This window comes from Pseudomonas sp. IT-P294, from assembly GCF_949767865.1.
In the GTDB taxonomy this organism is placed as follows: domain Bacteria; phylum Pseudomonadota; class Gammaproteobacteria; order Pseudomonadales; family Pseudomonadaceae; genus Aquipseudomonas.
The window spans coordinates 468,208-487,404 of sequence record NZ_CATKQW010000022.1; the positions used below are offsets into that span (position 1 = coordinate 468,208).

Consider the following 19,197-nt stretch of genomic DNA (forward strand, 5'->3'; position numbering starts at 1 on the left):
ATTCCAGTTTCACCCATTTTTTGGCTGCTATTTATTACAGGCCCAGGTTCATGCCCGAATACGTTAATTGGCTTCGCCACGCTTCGCCTTACATCAATGCCCACCGGGATTGCACCTTCGTCGTCATGCTGCCCGGCGACGGCGTCGAGCACCCCAACTTTGGCAATATCGTCCACGACCTGGTGTTGCTGCACAGCCTGGGTGTGCGACTGGTACTGGTTCACGGTTCCCGCCCGCAAATCGAAACCCGTCTTGCCGCACGCGGCCTGATCCCGCATTACCACCACGGCATGCGCATCACCGATGCTGCAACGCTTGAGTGCGTAATCGATGCGGTGGGCCAACTGCGGATCGCCATCGAAGCGCGGCTGTCGATGGACATGGCCTCGTCGCCAATGCAGGGCTCGCGTCTGCGGGTGGCCAGCGGCAATCTGGTGACCGCACGGCCGATCGGTGTGCTTGAAGGCGTCGATTATCATCACACCGGCGAAGTGCGTCGGGTCGACCGCAAGGGCATCAATCGTTTGCTGGACGAGCGCTCCATCGTGCTGCTGTCACCGTTGGGCTACTCGCCGACTGGTGAAATTTTCAACCTTGCATGTGAAGACGTCGCCACCCGCGCGGCCATCGATCTGGGGGCGGATAAATTGCTGCTGTTCGGTGCCGACCTGGGGCTGATCGATGAAAACGGTCGTCTGGTTCGCGAACTGCGCCCGCAACAAGTGCCAGCGCATTTACAGCGCTTGGGCAGCAACTATCAGGCGGAACTGCTGGATGCCGCGGCAGAGGCTTGCCGAGGCGGCGTGGCGCGCAGCCATATCGTCAGTTACGCCGAAGACGGCGCGCTGCTGACTGAACTGTTCACCCGTGACGGTGGCGGTACGCTGGTCGCCCAGGAGCAATTCGAGGTTGTTCGCGAAGCGGCGATTGAAGACGTCGGCGGTTTGCTGGACTTGATCAGTCCGCTGGAAGAGCAGGGCATTCTGGTACGCCGTTCTCGCGAGGTCCTGGAGCGTGAGATCGAACAGTTCAGCGTGGTCGAGCGTGAAGGTATGATCATCGCGTGTGCGGCGCTGTATCAGATTGCCGATTCGGATGCCGGGGAGTTGGCCTGCCTGGCGGTGAACCCGGAGTATCGCCATGGCGGTCGCGGTGATGAGCTGCTGGAACGCATCGAAACCCGTGCCCGAGCCCAAGGGTTGAAGACCTTGTTCGTGTTGACGACCCGCACCGCTCACTGGTTCCGCGAGCGTGGTTTCGAGCCGAGCAGCGTCGAGCGCCTGCCGTCGGCGCGGGCTTCGCTGTACAACTATCAGCGTAATTCGAAGATCTTCGAAAAGTCCCTGTGACCTGATCATTCCCACGCTCCGCGTGGGAATGCAGCCCGGGACGCTCCGCGTCCCAACAACCGAACGCGGAGCGTCCGTTGAGGCATTCCCACGCAGAGCACGGGAACGATCATAACGAGTGTTATTCAGCGACGAACTTTGCGCTGACATACGCCGAATAATCCGGCAGCACCGTCTCGACCTTCCCTTGCTCCTTCAAAAATTTCGCTGTCTCACCTATTGACTTGGCCGTACCACCGTCCAGTAACGCGGTGGTCAGTTGTGCCTTGGCATCCGGGAACGCGGAACCGGCCAGCAGCTCCGGCACATCAGCGGCATTGGCGCCGGTCAGTTTGGCGATTTTCTGCACGGGCACCGAGTCTGCCGTCCAGCTGTCTTTATGCGCGGCGTAGTCGGCGAAGGCGTCCAGGGTGACCTTGGCGAACTTGGCCACAACGTCTGGATGCTTCTGCGCGTAATCCTTGCGCGCCACCCACACCTCGAACGTCGGTGCACCCCATTGGCCGACCTGTGCTGCGTCGGTCAAGGTCTTGCCCGTCTTGCGGATTTCCCCCAGCGCCGGCGACCAGACAAACGCGCCATCAATGTCGCCACGCTTCCACGCCGCCGCGATTTCCGCCGGTTGCAGGTTCACCACTTTGACTTTCGAGGCATCCAGGCCCCAATGCTTCAGCGCGCCGAGCAAGCTGTAGTGGGAGGTGGAAACGAATGGCGTGGCGATGGTCTTGCCGATAAGATCTTGCGGTTTATCGATGCCGCTGCCGTTGCGCACCACCAGCGCTTCCGCGGCATTGATCTGGGCGGAAACAATGAACGCCACAATCGGTAAATTGCGCGAAGCGGCTGCCGCCAGCGGGCTGGAACCGAGATTGCCGATCTGTACATCACCGGACGCAATCGCCGTCACTACTTCCGGGCCGCTATTAAATCGGCGCCAGTCGATTTTCTGGCCTAAGGTTTGCTCGTAAACGCCGTCCGCCTGGGCGACTTTGCTGGGGTCGATGCCGGTTTGATAGCCCACCGTGAGGCTCTCTGCGTGAGCGCTTAAAGAAACCACTAGCAATACATAAACTGTAACAATTAAGCTGGATAGTGCGCGTTTGGTCGTCATGGCGCTGCCTTTCGATGGGTTTGATTGTGGGGTTTGATCAAAGCTAATCGATCTAAAAAAAGGCTAACAAATACCATTTAGGAATTAGCTTATGAGCCGGTACCTCGCCTCGGCTCAAGGGGAAATCGCTGAGCTAAATTCCTAAAGGGTATGAAAAGAAATTGGGTAATTTCTTTTTGGGCGGACGTCCCGGCAGGAGCGAATTTAATGGGGGTTAGACGATGGTCGTAGACACACATGGTTACGATTGACTTGTGGGTCACGGTCTGGCGCTAATCGCGCACCTTAGGATCCCGGGCATTCGACTCAGGGCCAGGAACACAAGAATTAGAAACGAGAGGAGCTGAACAATGAACAAGTCCACCTTGGCCCTGGCCGTGGCAGTAGGGGTTATGGCGCAGCAGGCAGGCGCCGCGGGTTTCCTGGAAGACAGCAAGGCTTCCGTTAGCTCCCGCACCATGTATTACGACGCTGATATGCGTGAAGGTGCGAGCACAGCTGCTAACAGACAGCGCGAAACCGCTGAAGGGCTCAAGTTCGATTACCTGTCCGGTTTCACACCGGGTACTGTTGGTTTTGGTATCGACGCCCAGGCGCTCGTTGGTATTCATCTGGATGGCGGCAAAGGGCATCACCCGGTGGGTAACGCCAACTCCTTCTTCCCTAGCGATGGCAATGCTTCGGCGGATGAGTGGAGCCGTTTGGATGGCAACGTCAAGGCGCGCTTCTCGAAGACCGAAGCCCACCTGGGTGGCGCTCTGGCACCCCAGTTGCCGATTCTGCTAGCGAACGACAGCCGTTTGCTGCCTCAGACCTTTGACGGTGGCACCATCACCTCGAAGGAAATCGACAACGTGACCTTCAACTTGGGTCAACTGGAGCACGCGTCGGGTCGCGCCTCCTCCAACAGAACTGGCTTGGCGGTAGCAGGCGGTACTCAGGACAGCAATCAGTTCCGTTACGCGGGTGCTGACTGGAAAGTGACCAAAGACCTGTTGCTGCAGTACTACTATGCGAACCTGGAAGACTACTACAAGCAGAACTTCCTCGGCCTGGTGCACGTTTACCCGATCGCTCCCAACCAGTCCTTCAAGACCGACATTCGCTATTTCGATAGCCGCTCTGACGGTAAGAATGGCGACGTCGGCTACCGCTTCAACAACAACAACGGTTTTGCGAAAACCCCGGGCGAGGTTGATAACAAGACCTGGAGCGCCATGTTCACGTACACCCTGGGCGGTAGCGCGTTCCTGCTCGGGCACCAACGTGTCAACGATGACGGCGGCTTCGTTTTCTTGAACCAGGGCAGTCTTGTTGATGACAAAGGTCGTCAAGAAGGCGCCGGCGGCTCCAGCTTCTACTCGTTTACCGACGCCACGGTTGGCAGCTTTATCCGTGCCGGTGAAAACACCACGTTCGGTCAGTACTCCTATGATTTCGCCTCACTGGGCGTCCCAGGCTTGAAAGCTTCGATTGCTTACTTGAATGGCCAGGACATCAAGGCTACCAACGGTATTGGTAAAGACCTGAGTGAGCACGAGACTGACGCGCGTATCGACTACGTGATTCAAACAGGCTTGCTTAAAGGGTTTGGTACAACGCTGCGTCACGGTACTTACCGTGGCAACACCAGCACCCTTGATCAAGACCAGACTCGCTTGATCTTCAACTACACCTACAGCTTCCTGTAAGCACCCTCCCCAAAAGAACCTCGCCTTCGGGCGAGGTTTTTTTATGCCTTGCAATATTCCAAAAAGTGCTTACTTAGTAATTTTTTATTCTTTTTGGCTTTTAGCGCAAGCGCCTAAAGTGGGCGGCAGTTGCGCCGATAGCCTGTGTCACGGCGCCTGTCTATATTCCTGAATGGCATGAAAAATAATGAATTAAATATTTTTAGGTTTAACATGCCGGCCCGAATCACGTGGGACAGACCACGACACTCGATGCACGCAGTCCGGTGGACGTGCGGTCTGGCGCTAAACGCGCACTTCAGGATCCGGGGCATTCGACCCAGGACCAAAAAATTAGAAACGATAGGAGCGAAACAATGAACAAGTCCACCTTGGCCCTGGCTGTGGCCGTAGGGGTTTTGGCGCAGCAGGCAAGCGCCGCCGGTTTCATCGAAGACAGCAAGGCTACTTTGGGGCTGCGCAACTTCTACATCAACACCGATAACCGCGACTCTGACGCGGGTACCGCCAAGGTCAAGGCCAACGGCGTTCAAAGCAAGAACGAAGAATGGGGCCAGGGCTTCGACCTGCGCTTCATCTCCGGCTACACCCAGGGCACAGTCGGCTTCGGTATCGACGCAATCGGCCTGCTGGGCGTACGTCTGGATTCGGGTGGCGGCACCAACGGCGCCACTGCCACTTCTTACGGCGGCACGGTTTTCCCAAGCAAGTCCAACGGTGAAGCGGTTGATAACTTCTCCAGCCTGGGCCTGACTGCCAAAGCCAAGATCTCCCAGACTGAGCTGAAGCTGGGCACCCTGCAGCCAAAACTGCCGGTAATCGTGACCAACGATGGTCGCCTGCTGCCGCAAACCTTTCAAGGTGGCCAGATCACCTCGAACGAGATCAAGGACCTGACACTGGTTGGTGGTCAGATCGAGCACGCCAAGGGTCGTAACTCCAGCAACAATGAAGCGTTGTCGATTGCCGGTGCGAACTCGCCTACCTCTACGGGTCGTCGCAGCAACAAATTCATCTACGGCGGTGGCGACTACAAACTCACCAAAGACCTGACGGCCCAGTACTACTACGGCAACCTGGAAGACTTCTACAAGCAGCACTTCCTGGGTCTGCTTCACAATTGGTCGATCGGTCCGGGCGTACTGAAGTCCGATTTCCGTTACTTCAACAGCCGTAACGATGGCGCCAACGGCCATGACTCCGCCTACTACACCACGGGTGACTACGGTACTGGCATCACCAAAGGCAAAGTCGACAACAACCTGTACAGCGGCCTGTTCCTGTACTCGGTTGCCGGTCACACCTTCGGTGGCGGTTACCAGGTCAGCAGCGGTAACAGCGATTTCCCTTGGCTGAACCAGGGTGACGGCTCGTCGGCTTACATCACTACTGACTCGCAGATTTCCAAGTTCGCTCGCGCTGGCGAACGTACCTGGCAAGCTCGCTACTCGTATGACTTCGCCAAGCTTGGCCTGCCAGGCGCAACTGCCGGCATCGTTTACCTGCGTGGCGACGACATCGACACCACCGGTAAAGTGGGTGCTGCTCAGACGAGCGTCAACGCAACCGGTCGTTCCGAGTGGGAACGCGACCTGACCCTGGCGTACGTAGTCCAGGCAGGTCCACTGAAAAACCTGGGTCTGACGTGGAAAAACGCCATGTGGCGCAACGATGTTCCAGGCCAGCGCGACCAGGACGAAAACCGTCTGATCGTCAGCTACTCGATCCCGCTGTTGTAATAGCGTGTGGGAGCGAGCCTGCTCGCGAAAACGGTGTGTCATTCAGCAAAATTTGTGACTGACACGGCACCTTCGCGAGCAGGCTCGCTCCCACAGTGGCTAATCGAAGTAAAAAAAGCCCCGCCCGGCATCTCGCCGGGCGGGGCTTTTACGTTTCAAGGCGAGGTCACCCCCGTAATCCCGCCTTGAATATTTCCCTCTTTGCAGCAACTCAAGGCCTTCTCGAACCTTGTGAGCGATAGTCTTCTCGATGTTCACCAAGGTCCAGTGAACAGATCTTTAATATTCATTTGTGATCTAAACAAATGGATATTTATTCTTTTTAATCCATAAAAAACTTAGGCACAGTTGAGCTCAACAGCACTCACCAGGAGCAGCACCATGAGCCTCAGACTGGGCGACATTGCCCCCGACTTCGAACAGGAATCCAGCGCCGGCACTCTTCGTTTCCACGAATGGCTGGGCGATAGCTGGGGCGTGCTGTTTTCCCATCCGGCGGACTTCACCCCGGTGTGCACCACCGAACTGGGTTTCACTGCAAAGCTCAAGGATGAGTTTGCCAATCGCGGCGTCAAAGCCATTGCCCTGTCAGTTGACCCGGTGGACTCGCACCACAGGTGGATCGAGGACATCAACGAAACCCAGAACACACGGGTCAATTTCCCGATCCTTGCCGATGCCGATCGCAAGGTCTCGGACCTCTACGACCTGATTCATCCGAATGCCAACGACACCCTGACCGTGCGCTCGCTGTTCGTGATCGACCCGAACAAAAAGATTCGGCTGACGATTACTTACCCGGCAAGCACCGGGCGCAACTTCCACGAAATCCTGCGGGTGATCGACTCGTTGCAACTCACCGACAACTACAAGGTGGCCACACCGGCCAATTGGCAGGACGGTGATGAAGTGGTGATCGTGCCGTCGCTTAAGGATGAAGACGAAATCAACAAACGCTTTCCAAAGGGGTATCGCGCGGTGAAGCCTTACCTGCGCCTGACGCCACAACCGAACCGGTAACTCGGCTAACTATCGTTCCCACGCTCTGCGTGGGAATGCCTCAAGGGACGCTCCGCGTCCAGTGACGCGGAGCGTCACGGGCTGCATTCCCACGCGGAGCGTGGGAACGATCACCATAAAGCAGGGGATTTAAGGCCGTTTCGACGGCCTATTTTTTTGCCCGGAAGAAGTAAAATTTCATATCTCCAAAGTGCATAACCAAATGAATAAATATGATTTATGGATATAACAATCACCTGTTAAGGTCACTTCCATCCAAGCGAGATTGCAAACCGCGAATCGCCAAGACCCTTCAAGGAATCATCTGAATGCTGGTTGTCTCACTCGGCGGCAGTCCCAGCCAACGCTCCCGTTCCGGGGTGCTGCTGGAGCGCTCCCAACGCTGGTTGCAGGAGCAAGGTGTGGAAGTGGTGAGTTACCAGGTACGGGACTTCCCGGCCGAAGACTTGCTGCACGCACGCTTCGACAGCCCGAAGGTGATCGACTTGCTGCAACAGATTGAAAACGCGGATGGCCTGCTGATCGCCACGCCGGTTTACAAGGCATCGTTCTCCGGCGCTCTGAAAACGGTGTTGGACCTGCTGCCCGAGCGCGCCCTGGCGCACAAGGTAGTCTTGCCGATGGCCACCGGCGGCAGCATCGCCCACATGCTGGCGGTGGATTACGCGCTCAAACCGGTGCTGTCGGCGCTGAAAGCCCAGGAAATGCTCCACGGGATTTTCGCCGTAGACAGCCAGATCGCTTACGGCGAAGGCAGCGCCCAGGCGCAGTTGGCGCCAGAGCTGGAACAACGACTGACTGAATCGCTGGAGCTGTTTTTCAGCGCCATGGCCCGACGGCCCAAGCCGCTCGATCCGAACTTGTTGAATGAACGTTTGTTGAGTGCTCGCTGGAGCATTTGACGCTTTTTAATTTTTTAGTTTGAAAAGTCGCCGAGCGAAGCTCAGGCACTTTTCGAACAAAAAATCACCTTACTCAGCCGCTAACGGCTTAGCAGGTGCAGCCAAAACCCTACTGCAAAAAGGAGAGCGCTATGCGCACTGTCATTTTGCGTCGTGGTCTGGTCGCTCTGTTTATTGCGGCTGTGTCCTTCGGCGCCATCACTCAAGCTCAAGCCGAAACGCTGCGAATCGGTTATCAGAAATACGGCACCCTGGTGCTGCTCAAAGCCAAAGGCACCCTCGAAAAGCGCCTCGCCGCCCAAGGCGTGGACGTGCAATGGACTGAATTTCCAGGTGGCCCGCAACTGCTCGAAGGCCTGAACGTCGGTTCCATTGACTTCGGTGTCACCGGCGAAACCCCGCCGGTATTCGCTCAAGCGGCGGGTGCCGATCTGCTCTACGTCGCCTACGAACCACCAGCGCCCCACAGCGAAGCGATCCTGGTGCCAAAGGACTCGACGATCAAGTCGGTGCAGGACCTCAAGGGCAAGAAAGTCGTCCTGAACAAAGGCTCCAACGTTCACTACCTGCTGGTTCGCGCGCTTGAAGACGCCGGCCTCAAATACACCGATATCCAGACCGTTTTCCTGCCGCCGGCCGATGCCCGCGCCGCGTTCGAACGTGGCAGCGTCGACGCCTGGGTGATCTGGGACCCGTACCAGGCCGCTGCCGAACAACAACTGCAAGCGCGCACCCTGCGCGATGGCCAGGGCATCGTCGACAACCATCAGTTCTACCTGGCAACCAAGCCTTACGCACAGAAAAATCCGGAGGTGATCAAGACCCTGGTGGAAGAAGTGCGCGCGGTCGGCGAATGGTCCAAGGCCAATCCTGAAGATGTGACCAAACAGGTATCGCCACTGCTCGGCCTGCCAGCGGACATCACCCTGACCTCGATGAAACGCCAAGGCTACGGCGCGCTGTTCCTCACGCCGGAAGTGGTCGCCGCGCAGCAGAAAATCGCCGACACCTTCTACCAGCTCAAGCTGATTCCGAAGCCGCTGAGCATCAAAGACGTGATCTGGACGCCCCCGGCAGCCGTTGCCAAAGCTCAGTAACCAAAAGCCCAGTCACTCGATTCCCTAAGGAGACCACTCCATGAGCCTCAATATTTTCTGGTTCCTGCCTACCCACGGCGACGGCCATTACCTTGGCACCGCCGAAGGCGCTCGCGCCGTCGACCACGGTTATCTGCAACAGGTCGCGCAAGCGGCGGATCGACTGGGCTTCGGCGGGGTACTGATTCCCACCGGTCGCTCGTGCGAAGACTCGTGGCTGGTGGCCGCGTCGCTGATCCCGGTGACCCAGCGTTTGAAGTTTCTTGTCGCGCTGCGCCCCGGGATCATTTCCCCGACGGTGGCCGCGCGTCAGGCCGCGACGCTGGATCGCTTGTCTGGAGGTCGTGCGCTGTTCAACCTGGTCACCGGCGGTGATCCGGAAGAATTGGCCGGCGACGGCTTGTTTTTGACTCACGAAGAACGCTATCAAGCCTCGGTGGAATTCACCCGCATCTGGCGTCGTGTGCTGGAAGGCGAAACCGTTGATTACGACGGGCAGCACATCAGCGTGAAGGGTGCCAAGTTGCTCTATCCGCCGATTCAGCAACCGCGTCCGCCACTGTATTTCGGCGGCTCGTCGGAAGCGGCGCAAGACCTGGCGGCAGAGCAGGTGGAAATGGTCCTGACCTGGGGCGAACCGCCGGCCGCCGTTGCCGAGAAGATTGAACAAGTGCGCGCCAAAGCCGCGAAGCTCGGACGCACCGTGCGCTTCGGCATTCGTCTGCATGTGATCGTGCGCGAAACCAACGACGAAGCGTGGCAAGCGGCGGATCGGCTGATCTCGCACCTGGACGACGACACCATCGCGCGCGCCCAGGCTTCCCTGGCGCGCTTCGACTCGGTCGGCCAGCAACGCATGGCCGCGCTGCATGGCGGTAGCCGTGACAACCTGGAAGTCAGCCCCAACCTGTGGGCCGGTGTCGGTCTGGTGCGCGGCGGTGCCGGTACAGCATTAGTGGGCGATGGTCCGACCGTGGCGGCTCGCGTGAAGGAATACGCGGACCTGGGCATCGACACTTTCATCTTCTCCGGTTATCCACACCTGGAAGAGTCCTATCGCGTCGCCGAATTGCTCTTCCCGCACCTCGATATCGAACGCCCAGAGCTGCCGAAAAGCGCCGGTTACGTCAGCCCGTTCGGCGAGATGGTCGCCAACGACATTCTTCCCAAAGCCGCGTCCCAGAGCTGAGGCGCACCATGAAAAAAATCATCCATAACCTCGCGCCCTGGGCGTTGCCGGTGTTGCTGCTGGCGGTGTGGCAGTTGTCAGTGTCGGCGGGCTGGTTGTCGACACGGATTCTGCCGGCACCCATCGCGGTCATCGAAGCCGGCGTGAGCCTGGTGCGCAGCGGTGAAATCTGGACGCACCTGGCAATCAGCGGCTGGCGCGCGGCGCTGGGTTTCACCATCGGTGGCAGCATCGGCCTGGCGCTGGGCTTCATCACCGGCCTGTCGAAATGGGGCGAACGCCTGCTCGACAGTTCGGTACAGATGATTCGCAACGTGCCGCACCTGGCGTTGATACCGCTGGTAATCCTGTGGTTCGGCATCGACGAGTCAGCGAAGATTTTTCTGGTGGCGCTGGGCACGTTGTTCCCGATCTATCTGAACACCTATCACGGCATCCGCAACGTTGATCCGGCGTTGGTGGAAATGTCGCGCAGTTATGGCTTGTCTGGTTTCAGTCTGTTCCGTCAGGTGATTTTACCGGGTGCGCTGCCGTCGATTCTGGTCGGTGTGCGCTTCGCCCTTGGCTTCATGTGGCTGACGCTGATCGTGGCCGAAACCATCTCCGCCAGTTCCGGCATTGGCTACCTGGCGATGAATGCGCGGGAGTTCTTGCAGACCGACGTGGTGGTGCTGGCGATTCTTTTGTACGCGGTGCTCGGCAAACTCGCCGACCTCGCAGCCCGTGGCCTTGAGCGCGTCTGGCTGCGTTGGCATCCGGCTTATCAGGTTGCCAAGGGAGGTGCGGCATGACGGCTCAACAACCTCCACGCCTGCTGCGCGGTATTCCGCTGGTAGTGCGCAAACTGCAGAAGACGTTTGGTTCGCGGCAGGTTTTGCGCGAGATCGATCTGCACATCCCGGCGGGGCAGTTTGTTGCCGTGGTCGGTCGCAGCGGTTGCGGCAAAAGCACCTTGTTGCGCTTGCTCGCCGGTCTGGACAAACCCACCGGCGGCGAATTGCTGGCTGGTTCCGCACCGCTGAGCGATGCGCGGGAAGACACCCGATTGATGTTCCAGGAAGCACGCCTGCTGCCATGGAAAAAGGTCATCGACAACGTCGGTCTCGGGCTCAAGGGCAACTGGCGGCCGCAAGCGCTGGAAGCGTTGGAGTCGGTCGGTCTGGCGGATCGTGCCAACGAATGGCCGGCGGCCCTGTCCGGTGGCCAGAAGCAACGAGTGGCCCTGGCCCGCGCGCTGATCCATCAACCGCGCTTGCTGTTGCTTGACGAGCCCCTGGGCGCACTGGATGCCCTGACCCGAATTGAAATGCAGCAACTGATCGAACGGCTCTGGCAGAAGCACGGCTTCACTGTGTTGCTGGTGACCCACGACGTCAGTGAGGCGGTGGCGATTGCCGATCGGGTGATCCTGATCGAAGAGGGCGAAGTCGGCCTCGACCTGCACGTTGAACTCCCGCGCCCTCGCGTGCGCGGCTCTCATCGGTTGGCGGCGCTGGAAACCGAAGTCCTCAATCGCGTGCTGTCGCTACCCGGCCAGCCGCCGGAACCGGAACCTGTTTCACCCTTGCCTACGCAACTGCGCTGGGCGCAATAGAAGCAGCGGCAAGTTGCAAGCTTCAAGCGGCAAGAGGAAGCAAAGCGCTTTTACTTGCAGCTTGTCGCTTGGAGCCTGCAGCTCATTTCGACTCGAGGAGAAATCGCATGACTATCAAAGCCATCAACGTTCGTAACCAGTTCAAAGGCTCGATCAAGGAAATCGTGCTGGGTGACGTGCTGTCGGAAATCGACGTGCAGACCGCTTCCGGCATCGTCACTTCGGTGATTACCACACGCTCGGTCAAAGAGCTGGAACTGGTGGTCGGCAGCGAAGTGATCGCCTTCGTGAAATCCACCGAGGTGTCGATCGCCAAGTTGTAAGTCAGTCAGTGAGGTCGGCTGCCAGATCGTTCCCACGCTCTGCGTGGTAATGCCTCTTCGGACGCTCCGCGTTCGGTTTTTGGGACGCAGAGCATCCCGGGCTGCATTCCCACGCGGAGCGAGGGAACGATCATTACGAGGAGAAGGTGCGCTTGAGCAGATACGGCGGTAGATACAGCCCTAGATACGCATCGAATACCCGCATCCCTTCTTCCGCCATGCGCGGCGTGATCTGCCCGTGCTGCTGCACCGAGCGTGCATAGACCCGATCACCCAACTCCATCGCCAGTGCAAACACGTCAACATCCGTCGGTAGCTTCGGCAATTCGAAGTGGTGATCGAACAGCTTGTGCATCAGGTCGCCCAGCTCGATGTCGTGCTGACGGTCGGCCTGGGTGACTTCAGTCAGCCCGTGCTGGGCGAGAATGAGTTGGCGGGCGGCGGCGTCCTGATCGTAGATGTCGAGCATGCGCTGTTCCACGAGACGCGACAGGTCGCGCCAGCCTTTGAGCGCGCTGTGATCGATGGGCGCTTGCAGGCAGGCGCGAAACGCGGCGTGGACGTCGGCGGTCAGTGCTTCGAGCAGAGCCGGGACGCTGGCGAAGAAGTGGTAGACGGAGGAGGGCGGGATCTGCGCGCGTTCGGCGACGCTGTAGATCGACAGACTCGCCACGCCTTCGGCTGCCAGCAGTGTGCGGGCGGCATCGAGTATCGAGTCGATCCGGGCCTGACTGCGTGCACGGGGTTTGCGGATGGTGGCGGGGCGCGTCATTGAAGTCCTCCTGCGGGGCAGGGGGCATTGTACGAGCAGGCATCCATGTTGTCTGCCAGGACGCCATCGCTAGCAGGCTAGCTCCCACAGGGACTTCCGGTGTACACGGAATTGATGTTCACTGGAGATCAACTGTGGGAGCTAGCCTGCTAGCGATCCGCTGAAGGCGGCCATAAAAAAACGCCGCTGACTGTAAAGTCGGCGGCGTTGTTTTTTACTGCAACCGTTTACACGGTATGCAGGTACCAGTTGTACTCAAGGTCGGAGATGGAGTGTTCGAACTCCTCCAGCTCACTTTCCTTGCAGGCCACGAAGATATCGATGTATTTCGGATCGATGTACTTGGCCATGACTTCGCTGTCGTCCAGCTCACGCAATGCGTCGCGCAGGTTGTTCGGCAGGCTTTGCTCGTTCTGCTCGTAGGAGTTGCCTTCTACGGGCGCGCCCGGCTCGATCTTGTTGGTCAAGCCGTGATGCACGCCTGCCAGGACCGAAGCCATCAGCAGGTACGGGTTGGCATCGGCGCCGGCCACACGGTGTTCGATGCGCACTGCATCGGAGGCACCGGTTGGAACGCGGATCGCTACAGTACGGTTGTCCAGGCCCCAGCACGGCGAGTTCGGCACGTAGAACTGTGCGCCGAAACGACGGTAGGAGTTGACGTTCGGGCAGAGGAAAGCCATCTGTGCGGGTAGGGTCTCGAGCACACCGCCGATCGCGTGACGCAGTGCGGCGTTCTGCTCGGGATCCTCGCTGGCAAAAATGTTTTTGCCGTCTTTATCAAGAATCGAGATGTGGACATGCAGACCGTTGCCCGCTTGGCCCGGGTAAGGCTTGGCCATGAACGTGGTGTCCATTTCATGGTCGTAGGCGATGTTCTTGATCAGGCGCTTGAGCAGGACCGCGTAGTCGCAGGCCTTGATCGGGTCAGCCACGTGGTGCAGGTTCACTTCGAACTGCGCCGGGGCACTTTCCTTGACGATGGCGTCGGCCGGGATACCTTGCTCTTTCGCACCTTCCAGAATGTCCTGGAGGCAGTCGACGTATTCGTCGAGGTCGTCGATCAGGTAGACCTGTGTCGAATGCGGGCGTTTGCCGGACACTGGCGAGCGTGGTGGTTGCGGGCGACCGTTCACGTTCTCCTGGTCGATCAGGTAGAACTCCAGTTCGAACGCAGCGCAGATGGTCAGGCCCATCTCGTCGAACTTGCGCACGACGTTGGCCAGCACTTCTCGGGGGTCGGCAAAGAACGGCTGACCTTCGAGTTCGTGCATGGTCATCAACAGTTGCGCGGTAGGGCGCTTCTGCCAAGGCTCGTTGCACAGTGTGTCAGGGATTGGATAGCAGATTCGGTCAGCATCACCGATGTCCAGGCCCAGGCCGGTGCTTTCCACCGTCGAGCCATTGATATCCAGAGCAAATAGAGAGGCCGGCAGGTTGATGCCTTTCTCGTAAACCTTGTGGAGGCTGGTGCGTTCTATGCGCTTGCCGCGCACCACACCATTCATATCCGCAATCAGAAGGTCAACGTACAGAACCTCAGGATGTTCCTTAAGGAACGCGTTCGCTTCGTTAAGCTGAACGGCACGCGGGGGTACCGACATGATGCAACACCTTTGTTGTTAAAAATATCAATCATTGATCTCTTCGGATTCCAGTCAACCCGAACGGCATGCCGAAGTCAAGCGAGGCCTTTTTTGCCCCAAAAAAGCGCTCGTAGAGCTTTTTTGAGGCAGTTTGGGGCGTTTTTATGCTGTTCAGCGCTTTGGCGACCGCAGGCTTGAGCGGGCCGTGTTGTATTTTTTACGGGGGTGTTGTGTAAAAAAATGAACAAGGCTAAGCTCGAATCAAACCCATAACAGCAATAATACCGGGGTGTTTCATGTCTCGCCTGCCGTTAATCGGCGTCGCCATCTGCTCCAGGCAGATCGGTCTGCATGCTTATCACATCAGTGGCGACACTCGCGCCCATGCCGTGGCCTCAGCGGTCCCGGGCTTCCCGGCAATCCTCCCGATGCTGATGGATGTCGCATCCCCGTCCGATATTCTGGACATGCGCTATGACACCCCCATTACGGTTACTTCATTCAATATAGAACCGATTCACAATAGCAGCTCGGCGATTGCGCAGGGCCCCGCTCGTGATTCTGCACGCCTGGCATTTGTCGCACGGTCCGCAAAAAACACGATAGCTTGTCGTAGACACCCATTTCAACGCGACGCCGATGCGTCAAACATCGCCTGACTCGCAAGAGTCAGGAAACTCAAAGCCTAGAGGCATTTATGAGTCACAACCTCGACCAGCTCACCGATTGGTTGAAAGACCACAAGATCACAGAAGTCGAATGCATGATCGCCGATTTGACCGGGATCACCCGGGGCAAAATTTCGCCGACCAATAAGTTCATCGCCGAAAAAGGCATGCGTCTGCCCGAGAGCGTTCTGTTGCAGACCGTGACTGGCGACTACGTTGAAGACGACATCTATTACGAACTGCTCGACCCGGCCGACATCGACATGATCTGCCGCCCGGATGCGAAAGCCGTGTACCTGGTGCCATGGGCCATCGAGCCGACCGCCCAAGTGATCCACGACACCTATGACAAGCAAGGCAACCCGATCGAGCTGTCGCCGCGCAACGTGCTCAAAAAGGTGCTCAAACTCTATGCCGACAGAGGCTGGCAGCCGATCGTGGCGCCGGAAATGGAGTTCTACCTGACCAAGCGCAGTGACGACCCGGACTACCCGCTGCAACCGCCGATTGGCCGTTCAGGTCGTCCGGAAACCGGTCGTCAATCGTTCTCCATTGAAGCGGCGAACGAATTTGATCCGCTGTTCGAAGACGTCTACGACTGGTGCGAATTGCAGGAGCTGGACCTCGATACGCTGATCCACGAGGACGGCACGGCGCAGATGGAAATCAACTTCCGTCACGGCGACGCTCTGTCCCTGGCCGACCAGATCCTGGTGTTCAAGCGCACGATGCGTGAAGCCGCGCTCAAGCACGACGTTGCCGCCACCTTCATGGCCAAGCCCATGACCGGCGAGCCGGGCAGCGCGATGCACTTGCACCAGAGCATCATCGACATCGAGACCGGCAAGAACGTCTTCTCCAATGAAGACGGGACCATGAGCCAACTGTTCCTGCACCACATCGGAGGCCTGCAGAAACTGATCCCCGAGCTGTTGCCGCTGTTTGCACCGAACGTCAATTCGTTCCGCCGCTTCCTGCCGGACACCTCGGCGCCGGTGAACGTGGAATGGGGCGAAGAGAACCGTACCGTGGGCCTGCGGGTTCCGGATGCAGGGCCACAAAACCGTCGGGTGGAAAACCGCCTGCCGGGCGCCGATGCCAACCCGTACCTGGCGATTGCCGCGAGCCTGCTCTGCGGCTACATCGGCATGGTCGAAGGCCTGAACCCGAGTGCGCCGGTGGTAGGTCGTGGCTATGAACGCCGCAACCTGCGCCTGCCACTGACCATCGAAGACGCGCTGGAACGCATGGAAAACAGCGCGACCGTCGAGAAATACCTGGGCAAGAAATTCATCACTGGCTACGTCGCGGTCAAGCGGGCCGAGCATGAAAACTTCAAGCGCGTGATCAGCTCCTGGGAGCGGGAATTCCTGCTCTTCGCCGTCTGATGCGCCGGGCGCCGTGCTGTCGACGGCGCTTTCACCTGATTTTTTTTAGGAGATTCGTATGACCAGCAACAATCCACAAACCCGTGAATGGCAGGCCCTGAGCAACGATCACCACCTGGCCCCGTTCAGCGACTTCAAACAGTTGAAAGAGAAAGGCCCGCGCATCATCACCAATGCCAAAGGGGTTTACCTCTGGGACAGCGAAGGCAACAAGATCCTCGACGGCATGGCAGGCCTGTGGTGTGTCGCCATCGGCTACGGTCGCGATGAGCTGGCGGACGCTGCCAGCAAACAGATGCGCGAACTGCCTTACTACAACCTGTTCTTCCAGACCGCTCACCCGCCGGTGCTGGAACTGGCCAAGGCCATCGCCGACATCGCGCCAGAAGGCATGAACCACGTGTTCTTCACCGGTTCCGGCTCCGAAGGTAACGACACCATGCTGCGTATGGTTCGTCACTACTGGGCGATCAAGGGTCAGCCGAAGAAGAAAGTCATCATCAGCCGCAAGAACGGTTATCACGGTTCCACCGTGGCCGGCGCGAGCCTGGGTGGCATGACCTACATGCACGAACAAGGCGACTTGCCGATCCCGGGCATCGTCCATATCGCCCAGCCTTACTGGTTCGCTGAAGGCGGCGACATGACACCGGAAGAGTTCGGTGTGTGGGCGGCCAATCAGCTGGAAGAGAAAATTCTCGAGATCGGCGTCGACAACGTCGGTGCCTTTATTGCCGAGCCGATCCAGGGCGCCGGCGGCGTGATCATTCCGCCAGAGACCTACTGGCCGCGCATCAAGGAAATCCTCGCCAAGTACGACATTCTGTTTGTAGCTGACGAAGTGATCTGTGGTTTCGGCCGCACCGGTGAGTGGTTCGGTACCGATTTCTACGACCTCAAGCCCGACATGATGACCATCGCTAAAGGCCTGACTTCCGGCTACATCCCGATGGGTGGCCTGATCGTGCGTGACGAAGTGGTCGCGGTGCTCAATGAAGGCGGCGATTTCAACCACGGTTTCACTTATTCCGGGCACCCGGTGGCCGCTGCGGTGGCGCTGGAAAACATCCGCATTCTGCGCGAAGAAAAAATTATCGAGCGCGTTCATGCTGAAACGGCACCCTATTTGCAAAAGCGTCTACGGGAACTGAACGATCATCCGTTGGTGGGGGAAGTGCGTGGGGTGGGCCTGTTGGGGGCCATCGAACTGGTTCAGGACAAAGCCACACGCAAGCGTTACGAAGGCAAGGGCGTCGGCATGATTTGCCGTCAGTTCTGCTTCGACAACGGCCTGATCATGCGCGCCGTGGGCGACACCATGATCATTGCTCCGCCGCTGGTGATTACACCGGCAGAAATCGATGAGTTGGTGACCAAGGCACGCAAGTGTCTGGACCTGACCCTGAGTGCGTTGCAGGGCTAAGTGCTAGGCTCTGAGCGCAACTCATGAAACTTTCGCTCGGAGCAGTCTTGAAGGGCGGGCTTTCCTTGAAAGACCGCCTCGGATCTTGCCAGACTAGTCGCGGTTCCAGTTGTCCGGGTTCGCCGCTGAACAAAGTGGTTCAAAAAAGAAAAATTTGGAGCATTACGAATGAAGGCATTAGGAAAAAAGTTTGCTGGCAAGACTCTCCTCGCCATGTCCCTGATGGGCATGATGGCGGGCGCGGTGCAGGCGGACGACAAGGTCCTGCACGTTTATAACTGGTCCGACTATATTGCACCGGACACCATCGCGAACTTTGAAAAAGAGTCCGGGATCAAGGTGGTGTACGACGTTTTTGACAGCAACGAAACTCTGGAAGCCAAGTTGCTGGCAGGCAAGTCCGGTTACGACATCGTCGTACCGTCGAACAACTTCCTGGCCAAGCAGATCAAGGCCGGTGTTTACCAGAAGCTGGACAAGTCCAAGCTGCCTAACTGGAAGAACCTGAACCCTGACCTGCTCAAAGCGGTATCGGTGAGCGACCCGGGCAACGAACACGCCTTCCCTTACATGTGGGGCTCGATCGGTATCGGCTTCAACGCCGAGAAGGTCAAGGCTGCATTGGGTGCCGATGCTCCAACCAACTCCTGGGACCTGATCTTCAAACCTGAAAACGCCGCCAAACTGAAGTCTTGCGGTATCAGTCTGCTGGATTCGCCAACCGAGATGATTCCGGCGGCGCTGCACTACCTGGGCCTGCCTACCGACAGCCAGAAGAAAGAAGACATCGACAAGGCTGAAGCGCTGCTGCTGAAAGTTCGTCCTTCGATTGCTTACTTCCACTCGTCCAAGTACATCTCCGACCTGGCCAACGGCAACATCTGCGTCGCAGTCGGTTATTCGGGTGACGTCTATCAGGCCAAGTCCCGTGCTGCTGAAGCCGGTGACAAGGTGAAAGTCAGCTACAACATTCCGAAAGAAGGTGCAGGCAGCTTCTACGACATGGTCGCCATCCCTAAAGATGCCGAAAACGTCGAAGGCGCCTACAAGTTCATGACCTACCTGCAGAAGCCGGAAGTCATGGCTGCAATCACCAACGCCGTGCGCTTCCCGAACGGTAACGCCGCCGCCACCGCACTGGTCAATAAAGACATCACCAGCGACCCGGGCATCTACCCGTCGGCGGACGTGCAGGCCAAGCTGTACGCGATTGCCGACTTGCCGGCCGCGACCCAGCGGATCCTGACGCGCAGCTGGACCAAGATCAAATCGGGTAAATAAGCCGGTTTGAAGCAATAACCTGCTGTCGTCGCCTGCGCGGTGACGGCAGCAGGTGTAATTAAAT

Annotated in this window: 17 protein-coding genes; 14 read left to right on the top strand and 3 right to left on the bottom strand. The window is 58.2% G+C overall.

Annotated features, from left to right (window positions below; all coding sequences use genetic code 11):
• The first annotated feature begins 50 nt into the window (after positions 1–50).
• Positions 51–1,349, top strand: coding sequence for an amino-acid N-acetyltransferase (gene argA / locus ACM6I0_RS17290; RefSeq protein WP_222588920.1), 1,299 nt, complete (start codon positions 51–53; stop codon positions 1,347–1,349).
• A gap of 121 nt (positions 1,350–1,470) precedes the next feature.
• Here argA and tauA read toward each other — a convergent pair whose 3' ends face one another.
• On the bottom strand, positions 1,471–2,460 hold the full coding sequence (gene tauA, locus ACM6I0_RS17295; RefSeq protein WP_414922880.1) for a taurine ABC transporter substrate-binding protein: 990 nt from the start codon (positions 2,458–2,460) through the stop codon (positions 1,471–1,473).
• 350 nt (positions 2,461–2,810) lie between these two features.
• Here tauA and ACM6I0_RS17300 point away from each other — a divergent pair, with 350 nt between their 5' ends.
• The 9 genes from ACM6I0_RS17300 to ACM6I0_RS17340 all read left to right on the top strand — a co-directional run bounded on the left by ACM6I0_RS17300 (position 2,811) and on the right by ACM6I0_RS17340 (position 12,015).
• Positions 2,811–4,151 carry an OprD family outer membrane porin gene (locus tag ACM6I0_RS17300; RefSeq protein ID WP_414922881.1) on the top strand — a complete coding sequence of 447 codons (1,341 nt, stop codon included), beginning with the start codon at positions 2,811–2,813 and terminating at the stop codon, positions 4,149–4,151.
• A gap of 356 nt (positions 4,152–4,507) precedes the next feature.
• Complete coding sequence (locus ACM6I0_RS17305) at positions 4,508–5,890, top strand: OprD family porin (protein WP_414922882.1); 1,383 nt, start codon at positions 4,508–4,510, stop codon at positions 5,888–5,890.
• A gap of 381 nt (positions 5,891–6,271) precedes the next feature.
• Positions 6,272–6,910 carry a peroxiredoxin gene (locus tag ACM6I0_RS17310; protein ID WP_285432969.1) on the top strand — a complete coding sequence of 213 codons (639 nt, stop codon included), beginning with the start codon at positions 6,272–6,274 and terminating at the stop codon, positions 6,908–6,910.
• A 308-nt stretch (positions 6,911–7,218) separates the two neighbouring features.
• Entirely contained in the window at positions 7,219–7,812 is a 594-nt protein-coding gene (gene ssuE / locus ACM6I0_RS17315) for an NADPH-dependent FMN reductase (RefSeq protein ID WP_285432968.1), read from the top strand.
• A 131-nt stretch (positions 7,813–7,943) separates the two neighbouring features.
• Positions 7,944–8,909: a sulfonate ABC transporter substrate-binding protein gene (locus tag ACM6I0_RS17320; protein ID WP_285432967.1), complete on the top strand. Its 966-nt coding sequence runs from the start codon at positions 7,944–7,946 to the stop codon at positions 8,907–8,909.
• A 40-nt stretch (positions 8,910–8,949) separates the two neighbouring features.
• A complete protein-coding gene (gene ssuD, locus ACM6I0_RS17325; RefSeq protein WP_150657605.1) occupies positions 8,950–10,098 on the top strand; it encodes an FMNH2-dependent alkanesulfonate monooxygenase in 1,149 nt (382 codons plus the stop codon).
• Positions 10,099–10,106: 8 nt separating this feature from the next.
• Positions 10,107–10,889 (top strand): aliphatic sulfonate ABC transporter permease SsuC, encoded by a 783-nt coding sequence (gene ssuC, locus ACM6I0_RS17330; protein ID WP_222588914.1) that lies wholly within the window; start codon positions 10,107–10,109, stop codon positions 10,887–10,889.
• The gene (gene ssuB / locus ACM6I0_RS17335; protein WP_090178360.1) at positions 10,886–11,692 is read left to right on the top strand and encodes an aliphatic sulfonates ABC transporter ATP-binding protein; all 807 of its coding nucleotides are present in this window, start codon (positions 10,886–10,888) and stop codon (positions 11,690–11,692) included. Before ssuC ends, ssuB begins: the two co-directional genes overlap by 4 nt.
• Positions 11,693–11,799: 107 nt before the next feature.
• Positions 11,800–12,015, top strand: a complete 216-nt coding sequence (locus tag ACM6I0_RS17340; RefSeq protein WP_003229256.1) for a TOBE domain-containing protein — start codon at positions 11,800–11,802, stop codon at positions 12,013–12,015.
• Positions 12,016–12,148: 133 nt separating this feature from the next.
• Here the strand turns inward: ACM6I0_RS17340 and ACM6I0_RS17345 are convergent, their stop codons facing one another.
• Both ACM6I0_RS17345 and ACM6I0_RS17350 read right to left on the bottom strand, forming a co-directional pair.
• Entirely contained in the window at positions 12,149–12,787 is a 639-nt protein-coding gene (locus ACM6I0_RS17345) for a TetR/AcrR family transcriptional regulator (RefSeq protein WP_414922883.1), read from the bottom strand.
• A gap of 227 nt (positions 12,788–13,014) precedes the next feature.
• Complete coding sequence (locus tag ACM6I0_RS17350) at positions 13,015–14,391, bottom strand: glutamine synthetase family protein (RefSeq protein WP_259153858.1); 1,377 nt, start codon at positions 14,389–14,391, stop codon at positions 13,015–13,017.
• Between the two features lie 278 nt (positions 14,392–14,669).
• Here ACM6I0_RS17350 and ACM6I0_RS17355 point away from each other — a divergent pair, with 278 nt between their 5' ends.
• The 4 genes from ACM6I0_RS17355 to ACM6I0_RS17370 all read left to right on the top strand — a co-directional run bounded on the left by ACM6I0_RS17355 (position 14,670) and on the right by ACM6I0_RS17370 (position 19,133).
• On the top strand, positions 14,670–15,032 hold the full coding sequence (locus ACM6I0_RS17355; protein ID WP_414922884.1) for a glutamine amidotransferase: 363 nt from the start codon (positions 14,670–14,672) through the stop codon (positions 15,030–15,032).
• Positions 15,033–15,070: 38 nt separating this feature from the next.
• Entirely contained in the window at positions 15,071–16,429 is a 1,359-nt protein-coding gene (locus ACM6I0_RS17360; RefSeq protein ID WP_285432957.1) for a glutamine synthetase family protein, read from the top strand.
• A 58-nt stretch (positions 16,430–16,487) separates the two neighbouring features.
• A complete protein-coding gene (locus tag ACM6I0_RS17365) occupies positions 16,488–17,852 on the top strand; it encodes an aspartate aminotransferase family protein (RefSeq protein WP_285432956.1) in 1,365 nt (454 codons plus the stop codon).
• Positions 17,853–18,020: 168 nt separating this feature from the next.
• Positions 18,021–19,133, top strand: coding sequence for a polyamine ABC transporter substrate-binding protein (locus ACM6I0_RS17370; RefSeq protein WP_285432955.1), 1,113 nt, complete (start codon positions 18,021–18,023; stop codon positions 19,131–19,133).
• The last annotated feature ends 64 nt before the right edge of the window (positions 19,134–19,197 follow it).